We start from the raw sequence: 15,950 nt of genomic DNA, 5'->3' as shown, positions 1-15,950 counted from the left end.
CAACTGGTGTGTGGCGCCCGCTGGGGCGAGGACGGCGGTCAGTCGCGACGCAGGTGGTAGGTCTGCACCGCGTTGCCGGCCGAGGTCCGCACCAGGTCGACTAGTTCCAGCCGGGTGGTGGGATCACCCGGCTGGAACAGGCGCCGGAAGGAGCCGCCAGCCACCACCGGGTGGGTGATCAGGATCAGCTCGTCGAGCAGCCCGGCGAGGAACAGGTCGCGCACGATGCTGGTGCTGCCCTGCACGCCGATGTCCTGGCCCTGTTGCTCTTTCAGCGAGCGGACGTGGTCGTGCAGGTCGCCCTCGATGAGAGTCGAGTTCTGCCACTCCAGCGGCCCGGTCAGCGTGGTCGAGGCCACGTGCTTGGGCACGGTGTTGATGAAGGTGGCGAACTCATCGTCCGCCTCCCGCTCCGGGGACGGCCAGTAGCCGGCCCACTCCTCATAGGTCACCCGGCCCATCACGGTCTCGTCGATGCTGCCGATGGTCCGCATCATCAACTCCTCCAGCTCGGGGTCGAAGCTGTCGAACTGCCACTGGTCCGGGCTCTCGACGGCACCGTCGAGGGAGTGGAACAGTCCACTGACTATCTTGCGCATGGCTCCTCCTGGGATGGCGAGTATGTCGTGTGGACCGGTCCGTCCTCAGGAACTCATCGGTGCGCGGGGTCACCGTCCAGGACCGGTGCCGGCGGCTCGGTGACCGCCTCGCCACGGGCGACCATTCCCGCGATGTCCGAGAGCTTGATCTCCTTGAGGAAGAGGGTCAGGAGGAAGCCCAGGGCAAGCAGCGGCACGAGATACCAGAACGCGGGAGCCAGCGCGTCGGCATACCCCTCGATGACGCCGGTATGCAGCGGCTCGGGCAGGTTCTTGACGATCTCAGGCGTCAGCGACTCCGCCCCGCCGCCCCCCTCGGGGATCGGCACGCCGGCAAAGACACCCTCGAGGTTGGTGACCAGCCGGGAGGTGAAGATGCTGCTGAACAGCGCGATGCCGACGGCCGCACCGATCTCGCGGAAGAAGTTGTTGGCGCTCGTGGCGGTGCCCAGCTCGTGCGGGTCGACCGCGTTCTGCACGGCGAGGACGATGGTCTGCATCACCAGACCCAGCCCGGCACCCAGGACGAAGATCATGATGCCGAACAGCCACAACGGCGTGTTCGCGTCCAGCTGGGTCAACCAGACCAGACCGAGGGTGGCGGTCGCCATGCCAGCGATCGGGTAGCGACGGTAGCGCCCGGTCTTGGTGATGGCGAAACCGGACCAGATGGCCGTGCCCATGACGCCGACCATCATCGGGATGAGCAGCAGCCCGGAGGCGGTGACGCCGACGCCGTTGGACATCTGCAGGAAGGTCGGCAGGAAGCCCAGGGCGGCGAACATGCCCATGCCGATGACCAGGCCGATCGTGGTGGTGAGGGTGAACGTCGGGTTCTTGAACAGGTGCAGCGGCAGCACCGGGTCGGCGGCGCGCTGCTCCACCGGGATGAACACGGCGATGGAGGCCACGATGAGACCGGCCAGCCCGAGCAGGCGCCAGTCCGACCAGTCGTAGCCGGCTCCGCCGGACAGGCTCTCCCAGCTGGTGATCAGCACGACCGAGGACGCGGCGATCACGAGCAGCGTCGCGCCCGCGATGTCCAAGCGCTTGCTGGCCCGGTGGCTGGGCAGGCGCAGCGCGAACCAGGCGATGGCGATCGCGGCGATGCCGATCGGGATGTTGATCCAGAACGCCCAGCGCCAGTCGTGGTTGTCGGTGAACCAGCCGCCGAGCAGCGGGCCGGCGACCGCGGCGATGCCGAACAGGGCGCCCATCGGTCCCATGTACTTGCCGCGCTCCCGGGCCGGGACGATGTCGGCGATGATCGCCTGCGACAGGATCATCAGGCCACCGCCACCCAGGCCCTGGACGCCGCGCCAGAGCACCAGCTCGGTGAACGTCCCGGCGAACCCGGCGCCCGCTGAGGCGACGGTGAACAACGTGATGGCGATGAGGAACGGCCAGCGGCGGCCGAAGACGTCGCCCGCCTTGCCGTAGAGCGGCATGACGATGGCGACCGCGAGGATATAGATGGTGATGATCCAGCCCTGGTGGGCCACGCCGTTGAGCTCACCGACGATCGTGGGCATCGCGGTGCCGACGATCGACTGGTCGAGCGAGGAGAGGAACATGCTCGCCATCAGGGCGCCGAAGATCAGCCACACGGTGCGCTGGGTGAGCACGATCGGTGCGCGGTCGGGAGCCACCGTGTCCGGTGCTGTTTCTGGGGTCGACAAAGCCATGGGATCCCTCGTGGATTAGGTAGAGCAAACGTGATTAACCGGGAGCACAACGCCGTGACGCCCCCCGGTGTTCCGGCCACCCACCCTACTTAAGTATCGAGTTCGCCGACGACACTGCTCCCGCCGCCGACGGCCGGTCGCCGGTAGTGTTCGGCCATGGTGAACCTCCCGATCGGCACCCGCCTCGATCTGTCCCAGGAGGGTCCGGAGCTCGTGGCGAGCCAGGACCCGGCCGAGCTCGATGCCAGCCGGTTCAACCGGCACACCTTCTGGTGCGGTCAGAGCGGCTCGGGCAAGACCTACGCCCTCGGGGTGGTCCTCGAACAGCTGCTGCTGCGCACCGAGCTGCCGCTGCTGGTCCTCGACCCGAATGCGGACTTCAGTCGCATCAGTGAGCCGCACCCGGCCGCCGACCCGGACGCCGGTACCGCCCTCGGCGGGAAGGACCTGCGCGTGCTGCACACCAGCCGGCCGGACGGCCCACGCCTGCACGCCCGGTTCAAGGACCTGTCGACCGTCGCCAAGGCCGCCGTGCTCCGGCTCGACCCGATCGCCGACGCGGAGGAGTACAACGTGCTGCTCCATGTCGACTCCGATCCTGAGCACTTCAGGGACGCGGACTTCGTGGCCTCGCTGCGGGCCTCCGGGAACCCGGGTCAGGCACGGCTCGCGACCCGGATCGAGAACCTGCAGGTCCTCGAGTGGGGTCTGTGGGCCCGAGGGGCGCAGGCCGCCACCGACGTCGTCGACGAGCGCCCCCGCGCCACGGTGCTCGACCTGGGCGGGTTCGCCCACCCCGCGGAGCTGAAGGTCGCGGCGCTCAGCGTGCTAGAGCACCTGTGGGCGACCCGGGAGTCGCGCCGTCCTGTGCTCATCGTCATCGACGAGGCCCACAACATCTGCCCACCGACCCCAGTCACGCCGGTCGAGCAGCTGCTCACCGACCAGGTCATCCAGATCGCGGCCGAGGGGCGCAAGTTCGGGCTCTGGCTGTTCCTGTCGACCCAGCGCCCCACCAAGATCCACCCCAACGTGCTCTCCCAGTGCGACAACCTGGGGCTGATGCGGATGAACGCACCGCGCGACCTGGCCGAGCTCGCCGACGTCTTCGGCTTCGTCCCCGAGGACGCGCTGAGACGCTCGGCGTCCTTCCGACAGGGACAGGCGCTGTTCGCCGGCGGGTTTGTCACGCACCCCATGCTGGTGCAGATGGGGGCCCGGATCACCCAGGAGGGCGGGTCGGACGTGCGGGTGCCGCTCGGTTGAGTATGCCGTGCCCGGGCTCGCCCGGATCTCTCACCCGAACAGGGGGATTGCCAAGGGGGACCCCGAGCGCTTGACTAGCAGGGCACACCGGCGCTGTCGGCGGGCTCACCCCGAGATTGGAGTCTCCCCATGGACTTTCTGGATTCGTTCTGGGACCTCGTCCTGGTCTTCTTCTGGGCGTTCATCTTCATCGCCGCCCTGGTCGCCCTCTTCGCGATCATCACTGATCTCTTCCGGGACAGCGAGCTCTCCGGCTGGATGAAGGCCGTCTGGATGGTGCTGCTGATCTTCCTGCCGGTGCTCACCGCGCTGGTCTACCTCATTGTCCGCGGCGGCGGCATGGCCGAGCGCAGCGCCGCCGCGATCGGGGAGAGCAAGGCCGCCACCGACGACTACATCCGGTCGGTCGCCACGGCCAGCCCGGCCCAGCAGATCGCCGAGGCCAAGGAGCTGCTCGACGCCGGGACCATCACCCCGGACGAGTTCAACACCCTCAAGGGGAAGGCCCTGCAGTCGGCCTGACCCGGTAGACACACCCAGCGCGGGTGCGTGGCGACAACGCCGCGCACCCGCGCTGCGTTGTGTCACGGCTTGACCCACGTCAAGGAGATCCGTGCCGGAAGGGGCGACTCTGAGGGTGTCCACGAAAGCACCCCAAGGAGTGAGCACCATGTCCGTCGCCACCACCACGACCCTCACCGCCCGGTTCACCACCGAGCCGTTCACCTGCCCGTCCTGCATCAAGAAGATCCAGTCGGCCGTCGGGCGCCTGCCCGGCGTGGAGTGGGTGAAGGTGAAGTTCAACAGCGCGCGCGTCGACGTCGGCTTCGACCCCGCCGAGATCACCACCGAGGAGATCCGGGAGACGATCACCGGCCTGGGCTACCCGGTGCTGCGCGCCCGCGTCGCGGGCTGACCGGCGACTCCGCGCACGCCGCCGACCCCCTCACCGACACCCACCCATCACCCACGCCGACATCCACCCACGCACTGGAGGCAACCCCATGTCCCTGTCCCTCAAGGCCCGCACCGCGGCCGTCTCCGGTGCCCTGCTCCTGCTCGCCCTGGCCCTGCACCTGAGCGGCCAGGGCGCCATGCGGGACGTCTCGCTGGTCGTCGCCTCGGTCCTGGCCGGCGCCCCGATCGCGGTCGCCGCGTGGCGCGCGCTGCGCGTGCGGACCTTCAGCATCGACCTGCTCGTGACGATCGCGGTGACCGGCGCGCTCATCATCGGAGAGTTCGTCGAGTCCGCCGTCGTCTCGTTCCTGTTCGTCTTCGGCTCCTACCTCGAGGCCCGCACGATGGACCGCACCCGCCGGTCCCTGCGCGAGCTGGTCGACCTCGCCCCGCAGGAGGCGGAGGTGGTCCGCGACGGCGCCACCGTCACGGTCCCCGTCGACGACGTCGAGGTCGGCGAGCGCGTGATCGTCCGGTCCGGCGGCCGGGTCCCGGTCGACGGCACCGTCACGCACGGCACGGCCCTGGTCGACGAGGCCACCATCACCGGTGAGCCCGTCCCGGTCAGCAAGGGCGTCGCCGACCAGCTGTGGTCCGGCACGGTGCTGGACACCGGCTATCTCGAGCTGACCGCCGACCGGGTCGGCGAGGACACCACCTTCGCCCAGATCATCGAGCTGGTGGAGGACGCCCAGGACTCCAAGGCCAGCGTCCAGCGCTTCCTCGACAGGTTCGCCGCAATCTACACCCCGGCCATCGTGGTCGGCGCCGTCCTCACCTTCCTCATCTCGCGCGACCTCCGTCTCGCGCTGACCTTCCTGGTCATCGCCTGCCCGGGCGCGCTCGTCATCTCCACCCCCGTCTCGCTCGTCGCAGGCCTCGGCAACGCGGCCCGCCACGGCGCCCTCATCAAGGGCGGCGACGCGATCGAGCGGCTCGCCAGGGTCGACACCCTGGTGCTCGACAAGACCGGGACGCTCACCGTCGGCAGGCCAGAGGTGACGGACGTGATCAGCGAGCACCCGGCATACTCCCCCGAGGCGGTGCTCACCCTCGCCGCGGCGGTGGAGCAGGCCTCCGAGCACCCCCTCGGCCGCACCATCGTGGAGCACGCCAGGGACGGCAGTATGCCGGTCGCCGGCTCCCCCGACGACGTCGAGGTGGTCGTGGGCCGGGGCATCGTCGGCACCGTGACCAGCGACGGCGTGCCGAGCCGGGTCGCGGTCGGCACGTCCGACCTGCTCACCACCCCGGTCAGCGACGCCGTGCGGCTGCGCGCGGTGGCGCTGGAGCAGGCCGGGCACACGGTGGTCCACGTCGGGGTCGACGGTCAGCTCGTCGGGCTCATCGCGATCGCCGACCGGGTCCGCCCGGAGGCCGCGCCGGCCATCGACCAGCTGCGGCGCCACGGCATCGACCGGTTCGTGATGCTCACCGGCGACAACGAGCACACCGCCCGCGCGGTCGCCGACGTGGTCGGCATCGACGAGGTGCACGCCGGGTTGCTGCCCCAGGACAAGGTGCGCCTGGTCACCGAGCTGAAGGAGCAGGGCCGGACCGTCGCCATGGTCGGCGACGGCATCAACGACGCCCCGGCGATCGCGACCGCCGACCTCGGGCTGGCGATGGGCGCCGGCACGGATGTCTCGGTGCAGACCGCCGACGTGATCCTGGTAGGCAACCGGTTCGACCAGCTGCTGCAGGCGCGCTCGGTCGCGCGGGCCACGGTCCGCAACATGACGCAGAACACCGCGATCGCCCTGGGCACCGTCGCCGCGCTGGTCGCGGGTGTGCTCCTCGGTGTGGTCTTCATGGCCTCGGGCATGCTCGTGCACGAGATCAGCGTGCTGGTCGTCATCCTCAACGCCGTCCGCCTGGTGCGGCACCGCGAGCCGGTGGCGGCCCAGCTCCACGAGTCGCGCACCGGGCACAGCCGCCCGGTGCGGGCCGAGCCCGCGCGAGCTGTCTGACCGGCAGGCACGCCTCGGCCGCCGACGTCTTCAGCGTCGGGCTGCGGACATCACCCGCGCATCTCCTTGAACATCGTGGTGACGTAGCGCCGCGCGTCCTCGTCGGTCTCCAGGACAGGCAGGTCGTCGTCGGTCTCTGAGCCCTTGCTCATCAGGTGTCGGACGGTGGACCACGGCGTGGCCAGCCACGACAGGTCCAGCCAGTCGTTGAGCTCGGCCGCTGTGCTGAGGTCCACCTGATCGGCCGGGTCCGGCGTCGCCGTCAGCTGGGCCTGCTGCTCGGCGATGTGCTTGACCATCGCCTCCTGCGAGCGCAGCCAGTTGTCGACCTGCGTGTCGACCTCCTCGTGCCGCTTGCGACGCCACGGCTCGGCCTCGAGGAAGCGGTCGAAGATCCACTGCTCCTCGTCCCACCACCGCCCGCTCTCGCCGTAGGTGATCGCCGGCGTCACGGGCGGCCAGCCGGTGCCGACGGCCGGGAGCGCGGCGAACGCCTCGCGCAGGTGCCGGGCCCGACGACCGGACCACCACGGCCGCGCGTCCACGGCGCGCACCACCTCGTGCAGGCGCCCCCGGATCAGCTCGGCCCCAGCACGGATCCGTGCCAGCTCGCGCTCGGGGGCACCGTCACCGCGCGGGTCCTCCTCCAGGTGGGTCAGCCGGTCGGCGACCTGCTCCGTCTCCTCGGTGAGCAGGTGGCGCAGATAGGGCCCGACGGGCACGAGCAGCGGCGCGATCACCGGCCTCCAGATGCCGCGCCCCACCACCCGCAGCGACACCCGGAGCTGCTCGCCGCTCTCGGCCGGGGTCACACGCGCCCGCAGCCGCACGGCCAGCCAGTCGAGCCTGACCTCGACGTCCAGCAGCTGGTCCCGGTGCGGGACGAACGACGCCTCGGCCGCGAGGTGCTCCAGCGTGCTGGTGGCGCTGACCGATCCGCAGGCGTCGAGGCCGTCGACCCTGACCTCGACCCTGCGACGGGGGCGGTCCACCTCCTGATACTCCAGGTAGACGTCACGCCGGGCGGGTCGGCCCCCGATCCCCCACGCGGCCGAGCCGATGGCTCCCTCGGGCGGCACCCAGCGATAGACCGCGCCGGGCTGCAGGTGTTCCCCGGACACGAGCCGCACGTGCTGTCCGTCCACCTCGAAGATCCCTGCGGCCCCACCGCCCGCCTCATCGATCGCCAACGTCTCGGCCACGGCGCCGGGCCACCACACGTCGAGTGCCTGGTCGCTCGGCCAGGTCACGGGGGCCACCGCAGTCCATCGCACCCGCCGATCCTGTCATCCCCGGACCGAGCGGGCGGACCGGACCGGAGCCGTCAGTCGGCCAGGGCCAGCAGCCGGTCGAGGTCGAGCAGGCGCACCTCGCGCAACCCGCGCTGGTCGATGACCCCGGCGTCCTGCAACCGCCGCAGCTGCCGGCTGAGCGACTCCGGGGTGGTGTCCAGCAGGGAGGCGATGTCCTTCTTGGCCAGCGGCAACCGGACCGACATCGCGCCCGTCGTGCCGTGCTGGGCCGGCAGGTCGAGCAGGTAGCGCGCAAGCCGTCCCCCGACCTCCACCGACGTCGCGGCCGCCAGCCGCTCCTCGGTCTGCTCCAGCCGCCGGCTCACCCCCTGCAGCATGCGCAGTCCGATGCTCGGGTGCCGCGCGATCAGGGCACCGACGTCCTGGTGCCGGAACACGCACATACTGCCCGCCTCCAGCGCCGTCGCGAAGTGGTCGGGCCGCCCGCCGTTGAGGAAGGCGGACTCCCCCACGAACTCCCCCGGCTCGAGCACCCGGATGATCTGCTCCTGTCCGTCCGCGGAGATGCGGCTGATCTTCAGCAGGCCGGTGTGCACGACCATCAGCTGGGAGACGTCCTCGCCGGCGGAGTAGATCCGGTCGCCCCGGGCGACCCGCACCGGCCGGGCCAGCCCGGCCACCGCCTCCTGCTCCTCGCGGCGCAGCGCCTGGAAGAGCGGGACCCGGGCGACGCACAGGTCGTCGGAGCCCTCGGTCACGTCGGCGATCTCAAGCACCGGTCTCGCGCTCCTCGCCCGCACCGCTCACCCGGTCGTGCCGGGTGTAGACGTTCAGCATCTCACCGCGGTTGAAGCCGATCACCGTCAGCCCGAGCTCCTCCCCCAGCTCCACGGCGAGCGCGGACGGCGCCGACACGGCCGACAGCACGGGGATGCCTGCCATCGCGGCCTTCTGCACGAGCTCGAAGGAGGCCCGCCCGGACACCTGCAGCACCGTGCCGGTCAGCGGCACCCGCCCCTCCAGCAGCGCCCACCCGACGACCTTGTCGACCGCGTTGTGCCGGCCCACGTCCTCCCGGAGGCAGACCAGCTCACCGTCCACGAAGAGCCCCGCCGCGTGCACCCCGCCGGTCCGCTCGAAGACCGACTGCTCGGCCCGCAACGCATCCGGCAGACCCAGCAGCACACCCAGGGGGACGGTCAGGGGGTCCTGGCTGACGGCATACTGCGAGGTCTTGCGCACCGTCTCGATGGACGCGGTGCCGCAGACGCCGCAGCTGCTGGAGGTGTAGACGTGCCGCTCGATGTAGGTGTCCGGCAGTGGCACATCCTCGGCCAACCTCACGTCGACGACGTTGTAGTCCCGCTCGCCGCCGGCCGCGATCCCCGCGCGGTAGTCCATCGAGCGGATCTGCTCCCGGTCGACCACGACCCCCTCGCTGACCAGGAACCCCGCGACCAGCTCGAAGTCGTGGCCGGGAGTCCGCATCGTGACGTTGAACGGGCGCCCGCCCAGCCGGACCTCCAGAGGCTCCTCCCCGGCCAGTATGTCGGCACGCACCCGGGTGGACCCGTCACCTCGCAGGCGGGTCACCCGCCAGGGCTTGGTCACGCGCACCATAGGCGCACTGTAACCGGCTGTGGATAACTCGCGGTGGGTGCCTGGCCCGTCAGGCAGAGTGCAGCGATGGACCGAAGGAGGCAGAATGGCAGCCATGGTGGCACTGCCCCAGAGCCGGCCGTTGACCCTCGAGGACTTCGAGGTGATCCGTGATGTCGACGACGGGCACCGATACGAGCTCATCGACGGGGTGCTCATCGTGACGCCGTCACCGGTGCCGGTGCACCAACGGGTGGTCACGAAGCTGTGGGCTCTGTTGGCCGGTCCAGCCCCGCCGGGGCACGAGGTCTTTGTGGCGCCGCTGGACATCCGGCTGGGACCGGACACGATGGTGCAGCCAGATGTCCTCGTGGCGGCCGACAGCTCAGTCAGCGACCGCCGCGTCGAGGGCACGCCCCTGCTGGCCGTCGAGATCCTGTCCCCGAGCACCCGGCACATCGACCTGGGCCTGAAGCTCTCCCGCTACGAGGCCGCCGAGTGCCCGGACTACTGGGTGATCGACCCGCACGAGGAGTCACTGCGTGCCTGGCACCTCACCGACCAGGGCTACGAACTGGTGGCCCACGTGACCGGCGACGAGGCCGCCGAGCTCAGCTCACCCTGGGCGTTGCGGGTCGTGCCCAGTGCCCTGACGCGCGCTCCCAGCTCCTCTGGATAGCGACCGCCAGCGGCCCTGATCTGGCCCGCCCGGACCCTCCTGCACCCCCGATTACCAGTGATTATCCGGTCTGCGGATACTCATGATGCGCAGATCGCTCTCCCCGAAGTATGCCGAGCAGCCCAACCTGCGTGGCTGGGCGCACTGGCGTGTGCAAAACCCGATACCGACTAGCCGCAAATGCAGACAGTCGGTAACCTTTTATGCATGGATGGGTCGACCGACTACCTCCCGCGACTCCTTGATGGAGCGCTCGCAGCCGCCCTGACAACGGCCCCCATCGTGCTACTCGACGGGCCGCGGGGAGCCGGAAAGACCACCTCGGCCCGACGCCTGGCGAACTCCAGGGTCATGCTGCCGCGCGACCGCGACCAGCTCACCGCGAGTCCAGAGACCTACCTCGCGGCGCTTGAGCCGCCCGTGTTGATCGACGAGTGGCAGCTGGCCGGCACCGACCTGCTGTGGGCCCTGAAGGGGCTCGTCGACGACGACCCGCAACCCGGCCGCTTCATCCTGACCGGCAGCGTCGAGCCGGCGACCTACGGCCCCACCTATCCGCTGACGGCGCGTGCGGTCCGCCTGGTGATGCGGCCCATGACCCTCGCCGAACTCGACGGCGGAGGCTCGACCGCTCCCTTCCTCCGGTCCGCGCTGGACGGCGACACGCCTGTCGTGACGGCGGGGATACCCGCGCGCTTCGATCTCCGCTGGCTGCTGAGCTCCGGCTTTCCGGCGACCAGAGCCATGCCGGACGCCAGGCTGTTTCTAGATGCCTACGCCGGCCTGGTCTCCCAGCGCGCGGGTGAGGAGGGGCGCGACTCCTCGCGGCTGCTGCGCACGATGCGGGTCCTCGCGACCCTGGAGTCCCAGGCGGTGCCGGAGCAGCGCATCTGGGAGGCGTCGGACATCAACAAGGTCACCTGGAAGGCGTACGACGACATCCTGCAACGAACTCACCTGGCGGCGCCGAGCGCGGCCTTCGAGAGCAACCGGCTGAAGCGGCTGACCAGCTATCCCAAGCGCCACTTCGCCGACACGGCGCTGGCCCTGAGCCTCGCCGACCTCGCGCTGGAGGACCTCCACGCATCCCCCACGATGGCGGGTCACTACCTGGAAAGCTTCGTGCTGCAACAGCTCCGGCCGCAGGTCGACCTCGTCGGCGGGGTGCTGACGCACGTGCGGACGAGCGGAGGCGGGAGAGAGGTCGACGTCGTCGTCGAGGTGGGCAACCGCGTTCTCGGGCTCGAGGTGAAGCGAGGCTCACGGCCGACATCCACAGATGCGCGCCACCTGGTGTGGCTCCGCGATGCGTTGGGCGACCGGTTCACCCAGGGGTATGTCGTGCACACCGGAGGTGACACCTATCCGCTGGCAGACCGCGTGTGGGCGGTGCCCATCGCCCTCGTCGCCGGCCCCACCAATGAGTCTCGCCAGGTCGCGTCCGGCTAGGACTGCACACCCATTAGGCTCCGGGAATGGCCACGAACTCAGAGGTCCCGCGGTGAGTCGGCTGCGCGACCTGGAGTGCCCGGTCGTGGGCGCCCCGATGGCGGGCGGGGTCAGCACCCCGTCGCTCGTGGCGGCGGTGAGCGAGGCCGGGGGCTTGGGCATGTTGGCCGCCGGCTACCGCACCCCCGAGCAGCTGGCCGCGGACATCGCCGACACCGAGGACCGCACCCGCCTCCCCTTCGGTGTCAACCTCTTCGTCCCGCACCGGCTCGACCGTGCCGGCCTCGAGCCGGCCGTCACGGCCTATCGCGAGGCGCTCCTCGCCGTCGCCGAACCACTCGGGGTGGCTCCCGGTGAGCCGGTGTGGGGCGACACGGATCACTGGGCCGACAAGGTGGCCCTCGTCGAGGCGTGGGCCCCGCCGGTGGTCTCCTGCACGTTCGGCGTCCCCGAGCCCGAGGTGGTCGCCCGCTGGAAGTCCGTCGGCTGCGAGGTGCACGTCACGGCCACGTCCGCCGCCGAGGCCCTGGCCGCGGAGGCCGCCGGCGCGGACGTGCTGATCCTGCAGGGCCGCGAGGCCGGAGCGCACCGGGGCACGCACGACCCGCAGGCCGCGCCGGAGCCGATCGACCACCTCGGGCTGCTGGCCGGTGTGGCGCCCGGCACCGACCTGCCGTTGGTCGCCGCGGGCGGGATCACGACGGCGGGCGACGTCCGGCGTGCCCGCGACGCCGGCGCCACCGCGGTCCAGGTCGGCACAGCACTGCTGCTCACGCCGGAGTCCGGAGCCTCACCCACCTACCGCGCGGCCCTGCGCGACCCAGGCCTCACCGAGCGCGTCGTGACCCGCGCCTTCAGCGGGCGCCCCGCGGGGGCGGGCCGCAACGGCTTCGTCGACAGCTTCGACGCCATCGCCCCGCCCGCCTTCCCCGTCATCGACCAGCTCACCAAACCGGTGCGGGCGGCGGCCGCGCGCTCAGGCGACGTGCACGGCATACACATCTGGGCAGGTGTCGGCTGGCGCGCCTGCCGGGAGGTGCCGGCCGCCGATGTCGTGCGGGCCTTGGCGGACTCCTAGGGGTCAGGTCGGGCACGATGGTGGCATGAAGAGCGACACCCACCCGATCGCCGCCGTCGTCTTCGACCTGGACGGCGTGCTGACCGACACCGAGACCATCTGGGACGAGGTGCGGCGCGGGCTGGCCGACGAGGACGGCGTACCCTGGCCCGACGGGGCGACCGAGGCGATGATGGGCATGTCGACACCCGAGTGGGCGCACTACCTCACCTCCGCGGTAGGCATCCGCGGCGACGCAGCCGAGCGCACCCTCACCGCGATGGCCGCCCGGCTCCAGCAGCACCTGCCGACCCTGCCCGGGGCAGTCGAGGCGGTCCAGCGGCTGGCCGCGCGGTGGCCGCTCGGGGTCGCTTCCTCCTCCGCCCGCCGCCTCATCGACACCTCGCTGGCGACGCTGGGTGTCGCCGACCTGATCACCGTCTCGGTGTCCACCGAGGAGGTCGCCGCCGGCAAGCCGGCGCCAGATGGCTACGTGCGTGCCTGCGAGCTGCTCGGCGTGGACCCGACGACCGCGGTCGCCATCGAGGACTCCAGCAACGGGCTGCGGTCAGCCTCAGCGGCCGGGCTGCGGGTGATCGCCGTGCCCCAGGAGGCCTTCCCGCCGACACCGGACGCCCTGGCCCTCGCCGTCCTGACGGTCGAGAGCCTCGATGAGGTCACGGTCGCGGCGGTGGCGGGTCTGGCTCGGTGACTCCGCGCTCGTCCTGGCCTGGCAACGTCAGCGCGGCCGCTGCCGAGGCCGAGCCGACGACCTCCCCGGGGCTTGTTGAGACCATCCCGGCGCTGATCGATGCGGCCCCGCCGGTCGCTGCGGGTGGAGGAACGGCCTTGGCGTAGGTCGCGGACAGCGCACGGTAGGCGGGCGAGAAGAGCGCCAGGACTGCCACCACGACCATGATCAGCCCCGCTCCGAGGAAGACCAGCGCGATGCCACGTGACACCGGTGTGCCCGACCCGACGAGCGGCTCGATGGCCAGCTGTCCCGGCTCGGACGCGGCGAAGGGGATGATCCACTCCGAGGCGATGGGGGCGATGAGGAAGGCGGTGAGCGGAGCCGCGGCGGTCTCCACCGCCATCGCGAAGCCAAAGACCCGGCCTTGCCGCTCGAGGGGGACGACCCGCTGGATGATGGTCTGCTCGGCGGCCTCTATCAGCGGGATGAGGCACATGTAGAGGAAGATCCCGACGACATAGAGCCAGGCCAGCTCCCGAATGGTGAAGAGCGAGCCGAGTGCGCCCATGGCGACCACCCCGAGCAGCATGGTCCGCACCGGTCGGGGGCCGAGGCCGAACTTGGCGACGAGCCCGCCACCGACGATGAACCCGACAGAGCAGGCGCCCAGCACCAGACCCCATACCTCGACCTGGAACATCTCCAGGCCGTAGGGATCCATCAGGGCCATGTAGACGCCGCCCACGAAGTTGTTGAACGTCGAGAAGAAGATGAGGGCGAAGAGCCCGGCGGACGCGGCGATCACCGCGATCGAGCCGCGCAGGTCGACCCGGCCGTGGTCGTCGCTGCCGGCAGCAGTGGGCACAGGCTCCTGCGGCATCCGCACGAGGAGCAGGTGCACGAGGCCGGCGCCCACCAGCACGGTTGCCAGCACGAGGGTCCAGCCCATGCCGAGGAAGCCGATGGACAGGCCCGACAGCACGCTGGTGGCCAGGAAGGTGATGCCCTGTGCGGTGCCGACGAGGCCGTTGGCCCGGTCGCGCTGGTCCTCGGGCACCAGGATGGTCACGCAGGTGGACAGCGCGATGTTGCGCATGTGCTCCACGATCGAGCCGACCAGGATGAGCACCGCGAAGATCCAGAACCACGGCTGGCTGAGGTCGGTGAGGTCCGCGCCGGGCACCTGGGTGTAGAACAGGCCGGCGACGATGAACAGCGCGAGCGTCGTCACGGTCGAGACCCGCATCACGACGATCTTGCGGTGGTGGTCAACCACGGAGCCGAACATGATGCTGCTCACGGAGACGAACAGCATGTAGGCACCACCGATGACGCCCGTCGCCAGGACGGATCTGGTCTCCAGGTAGGCCCAGAAGGTCAGCGCGAACCAAAGGAAGCTCGTCGTCAGCCCGGCGACCGCGGTGTTCGCCAGCAGGTGGGCGAAGGTCCGGCCCACGGGTGGGAGAGTGCTCATGCTTCAGTCTGACTCCCGGCACCGACATTCCTCATCGGTATTGTCGGCGACCCAGCCACTCGCACAGGCCACCAGCCACGACGAGGAGGCATCCCCAGGCCAACCAGGCCGTGTCGTAGCCCCACCGGACGGCGGCGACACCGAACAGGGGTGGCGCCGCGGACCCGCCGAAGGTAAACACGAGGAGGCAGCCGACCAAGAGCCCACTGTGGCTCAACGTGGAGATCAGCGCACTGCCCAACCCGGCGACGATGAACCCGGGGCCGACCAGGACGGCCTCGTCCCAGCCCGTCCGGTCGGTGAGGCGCCCGGCATACACCCGACTAGCGGCCGCCACCGTCCCACCCATCACCAGGAGAACACTTCCCCAGCTCGCCCTCCCGCCACCAGCGAGCACCGTGTCGGGGATGAACGTCGTGGAGATGTTGGGCCGGGCGAATCCGACGAGCATGAGCACTGCGAGAAGGAACACCCCGCCGCGGTGGGAGGGCGGCCGTGTCCCCGACCCTGGCGGCGTTTCCGCACGGGCGCACCAGAGTGCCAGCACCAGCCCGAGTGCGGCGGTGCAGCACACGACGAGCAGAAAGCTCCACCGCCGGTCCATGCCGAGGGCGGCGAGCAGACCGAACCCGCCGGCCAGCGCCACCGCGCCCGGTTTGGCGCTCTGGAACCACCCGAAGGAGACTCCGTGGTCGCTGGTGACCCGCTGCGCCAGGATCCGGCCGACGGACATCTGGATGGTGCTGCTGCCGACCCCGCTGGTGCACAGGCCGAGCACCAGCAGAGGCAGGGAGGTGGCGAGGCCGGTCACCGCTCCGCCCGCGGTGATCAGGATGAGGGAGATGCCCACCGCACCCACGAGGGTGCCACGGTCGAGCCATCAACCCCCCCGCGAGCGAGGCCACGGCGAGCCGGTGGTGTAACTGCCCGCTGCCAACGGTCAACCGCTTCGACCTGCCGATCCTCTATCTGCAGTTCACCAACCACTCCCTGGGGTGGAGAAGGTGTCAACAGTGGTCGTCGGCAGCCCCGACATTGACGCCACTCTTCGTGTGTACCGCGCACTCGGCGCCACGAACGTCTGCCTCACCCCTGCGGGCGCGACGCTGACCCTGGCCGACATCACGCTCGAGGTGGAACCTGCGGCGGGCCCCATCGAGCCCGGTCTGCAGTCGGTAGTTCTTGGCGGGATGCAGGACGCGGACGCGGACTCCGCGCGCTCGTTGCGCTCAGGGGCGCTCGGAGCCTGGCTGAGCAGCTGACGACGG

At 70.6% G+C, this 15,950-nt stretch carries 16 protein-coding genes; 9 read left to right on the top strand and 7 right to left on the bottom strand.

Annotation, left to right across the window (positions count from 1 at the left end):
* Positions 1 to 38: 38 nt before the first annotated feature.
* Both MWU75_RS00790 and MWU75_RS00785 read right to left on the bottom strand, forming a co-directional pair.
* Positions 39 to 599 (bottom strand): dihydrofolate reductase family protein, encoded by a 561-nt coding sequence (locus tag MWU75_RS00790; RefSeq protein ID WP_247087494.1) that lies wholly within the window; start codon positions 597 to 599, stop codon positions 39 to 41.
* Positions 600 to 652: 53 nt separating this feature from the next.
* The gene (locus MWU75_RS00785) at positions 653 to 2,284 is read right to left on the bottom strand and encodes an MDR family MFS transporter (protein WP_247087492.1); all 1,632 of its coding nucleotides are present in this window, start codon (positions 2,282 to 2,284) and stop codon (positions 653 to 655) included.
* Between the two features lie 156 nt (positions 2,285 to 2,440).
* Here MWU75_RS00785 and MWU75_RS00780 point away from each other — a divergent pair, with 156 nt between their 5' ends.
* The 4 genes from MWU75_RS00780 (at position 2,441) to MWU75_RS00765 (ending at position 6,477) form a co-directional block, all read left to right on the top strand.
* The gene (locus MWU75_RS00780; RefSeq protein ID WP_247087489.1) at positions 2,441 to 3,550 is read left to right on the top strand and encodes an ATP-binding protein; all 1,110 of its coding nucleotides are present in this window, start codon (positions 2,441 to 2,443) and stop codon (positions 3,548 to 3,550) included.
* A 129-nt stretch (positions 3,551 to 3,679) separates the two neighbouring features.
* On the top strand, positions 3,680 to 4,072 hold the full coding sequence (locus tag MWU75_RS00775; RefSeq protein WP_247087487.1) for an SHOCT domain-containing protein: 393 nt from the start codon (positions 3,680 to 3,682) through the stop codon (positions 4,070 to 4,072).
* Positions 4,073 to 4,220: 148 nt separating this feature from the next.
* Complete coding sequence (locus MWU75_RS00770; RefSeq protein WP_247087485.1) at positions 4,221 to 4,466, top strand: heavy-metal-associated domain-containing protein; 246 nt, start codon at positions 4,221 to 4,223, stop codon at positions 4,464 to 4,466.
* An 88-nt stretch (positions 4,467 to 4,554) separates the two neighbouring features.
* The gene (locus tag MWU75_RS00765) at positions 4,555 to 6,477 is read left to right on the top strand and encodes a cation-translocating P-type ATPase (RefSeq protein ID WP_247087483.1); all 1,923 of its coding nucleotides are present in this window, start codon (positions 4,555 to 4,557) and stop codon (positions 6,475 to 6,477) included.
* A 50-nt stretch (positions 6,478 to 6,527) separates the two neighbouring features.
* Here the strand turns inward: MWU75_RS00765 and MWU75_RS00760 are convergent, their stop codons facing one another.
* Genes MWU75_RS00760 through fdhD form a run of 3 tightly spaced genes read right to left on the bottom strand, consistent with a single transcriptional unit; the run spans position 6,528 to position 9,350 of the window.
* Entirely contained in the window at positions 6,528 to 7,751 is a 1,224-nt protein-coding gene (locus MWU75_RS00760; RefSeq protein ID WP_247087481.1) for a hypothetical protein, read from the bottom strand.
* A 50-nt stretch (positions 7,752 to 7,801) separates the two neighbouring features.
* Entirely contained in the window at positions 7,802 to 8,506 is a 705-nt protein-coding gene (locus tag MWU75_RS00755; RefSeq protein ID WP_247087479.1) for a Crp/Fnr family transcriptional regulator, read from the bottom strand.
* Positions 8,499 to 9,350: a formate dehydrogenase accessory sulfurtransferase FdhD gene (fdhD, locus tag MWU75_RS00750; protein WP_247087477.1), complete on the bottom strand. Its 852-nt coding sequence runs from the start codon at positions 9,348 to 9,350 to the stop codon at positions 8,499 to 8,501. Before fdhD ends, MWU75_RS00755 begins: the two co-directional genes overlap by 8 nt.
* A gap of 94 nt (positions 9,351 to 9,444) precedes the next feature.
* Between fdhD and MWU75_RS00745 the strand changes: the two genes are divergently transcribed.
* The 4 genes from MWU75_RS00745 (at position 9,445) to MWU75_RS00730 (ending at position 13,226) form a co-directional block, all read left to right on the top strand.
* The gene (locus tag MWU75_RS00745; protein WP_247087475.1) at positions 9,445 to 10,008 is read left to right on the top strand and encodes a Uma2 family endonuclease; all 564 of its coding nucleotides are present in this window, start codon (positions 9,445 to 9,447) and stop codon (positions 10,006 to 10,008) included.
* Between the two features lie 207 nt (positions 10,009 to 10,215).
* Positions 10,216 to 11,457 (top strand): DUF4143 domain-containing protein, encoded by a 1,242-nt coding sequence (locus MWU75_RS00740; RefSeq protein WP_247087473.1) that lies wholly within the window; start codon positions 10,216 to 10,218, stop codon positions 11,455 to 11,457.
* 52 nt (positions 11,458 to 11,509) lie between these two features.
* Positions 11,510 to 12,535: a nitronate monooxygenase gene (locus tag MWU75_RS00735; protein WP_247087471.1), complete on the top strand. Its 1,026-nt coding sequence runs from the start codon at positions 11,510 to 11,512 to the stop codon at positions 12,533 to 12,535.
* Positions 12,536 to 12,560: 25 nt separating this feature from the next.
* A complete protein-coding gene (locus MWU75_RS00730; RefSeq protein ID WP_247087469.1) occupies positions 12,561 to 13,226 on the top strand; it encodes an HAD family phosphatase in 666 nt (221 codons plus the stop codon).
* On the opposite strand, the gene MWU75_RS00725 is transcribed toward MWU75_RS00730, so the two are convergent.
* Both MWU75_RS00725 and MWU75_RS00720 read right to left on the bottom strand, forming a co-directional pair.
* Positions 13,192 to 14,682 (bottom strand): MFS transporter, encoded by a 1,491-nt coding sequence (locus tag MWU75_RS00725; RefSeq protein ID WP_247087467.1) that lies wholly within the window; start codon positions 14,680 to 14,682, stop codon positions 13,192 to 13,194. The genes MWU75_RS00730 and MWU75_RS00725 overlap by 35 nt on opposite strands.
* 31 nt (positions 14,683 to 14,713) lie before the next feature.
* The gene (locus MWU75_RS00720) at positions 14,714 to 15,532 is read right to left on the bottom strand and encodes an MFS transporter (protein WP_247087464.1); all 819 of its coding nucleotides are present in this window, start codon (positions 15,530 to 15,532) and stop codon (positions 14,714 to 14,716) included.
* Positions 15,533 to 15,686: 154 nt separating this feature from the next.
* On the opposite strand from MWU75_RS00720, the gene MWU75_RS00715 reads away from it, so the two are divergent.
* Positions 15,687 to 15,944: a hypothetical protein gene (locus tag MWU75_RS00715; protein ID WP_247087462.1), complete on the top strand. Its 258-nt coding sequence runs from the start codon at positions 15,687 to 15,689 to the stop codon at positions 15,942 to 15,944.
* Positions 15,945 to 15,950 lie beyond the last annotated feature (6 nt).

Source organism: Ornithinimicrobium sp. F0845 (genome assembly GCF_023015765.1).
Classification (GTDB): domain Bacteria; phylum Actinomycetota; class Actinomycetes; order Actinomycetales; family Dermatophilaceae; genus Ornithinicoccus.
The sequence above is the reverse complement of the archived record's forward strand: the minus strand, read 5'-3'. Positions and strand labels throughout refer to the sequence as shown.

What these genes read in the sequence shown, in the direction of transcription:
- MWU75_RS00790 (WP_247087494.1), bottom strand. Translation starts at nt 599, where the DNA reads ATGCGCAAGATAGTCAGTGGACTGTTCCACTCCCTCGACGGTGCCGTC.
- MWU75_RS00785 (WP_247087492.1), bottom strand. Translation starts at nt 2,284, where the DNA reads ATGGCTTTGTCGACCCCAGAAACAGCACCGGACACGGTGGCTCCCGAC.
- MWU75_RS00780 (WP_247087489.1), top strand. Translation starts at nt 2,441, where the DNA reads ATGGTGAACCTCCCGATCGGCACCCGCCTCGATCTGTCCCAGGAGGGT.
- MWU75_RS00775 (WP_247087487.1), top strand. Translation starts at nt 3,680, where the DNA reads ATGGACTTTCTGGATTCGTTCTGGGACCTCGTCCTGGTCTTCTTCTGG.
- MWU75_RS00770 (WP_247087485.1), top strand. Translation starts at nt 4,221, where the DNA reads ATGTCCGTCGCCACCACCACGACCCTCACCGCCCGGTTCACCACCGAG.
- MWU75_RS00765 (WP_247087483.1), top strand. Translation starts at nt 4,555, where the DNA reads ATGTCCCTGTCCCTCAAGGCCCGCACCGCGGCCGTCTCCGGTGCCCTG.
- fdhD (WP_247087477.1), bottom strand. Translation starts at nt 9,350, where the DNA reads ATGGTGCGCGTGACCAAGCCCTGGCGGGTGACCCGCCTGCGAGGTGAC.
- MWU75_RS00745 (WP_247087475.1), top strand. Translation starts at nt 9,445, where the DNA reads ATGGTGGCACTGCCCCAGAGCCGGCCGTTGACCCTCGAGGACTTCGAG.
- MWU75_RS00740 (WP_247087473.1), top strand. Translation starts at nt 10,216, where the DNA reads ATGGATGGGTCGACCGACTACCTCCCGCGACTCCTTGATGGAGCGCTC.
- MWU75_RS00730 (WP_247087469.1), top strand. Translation starts at nt 12,561, where the DNA reads ATGAAGAGCGACACCCACCCGATCGCCGCCGTCGTCTTCGACCTGGAC.
- MWU75_RS00725 (WP_247087467.1), bottom strand. Translation starts at nt 14,682, where the DNA reads ATGAGCACTCTCCCACCCGTGGGCCGGACCTTCGCCCACCTGCTGGCG.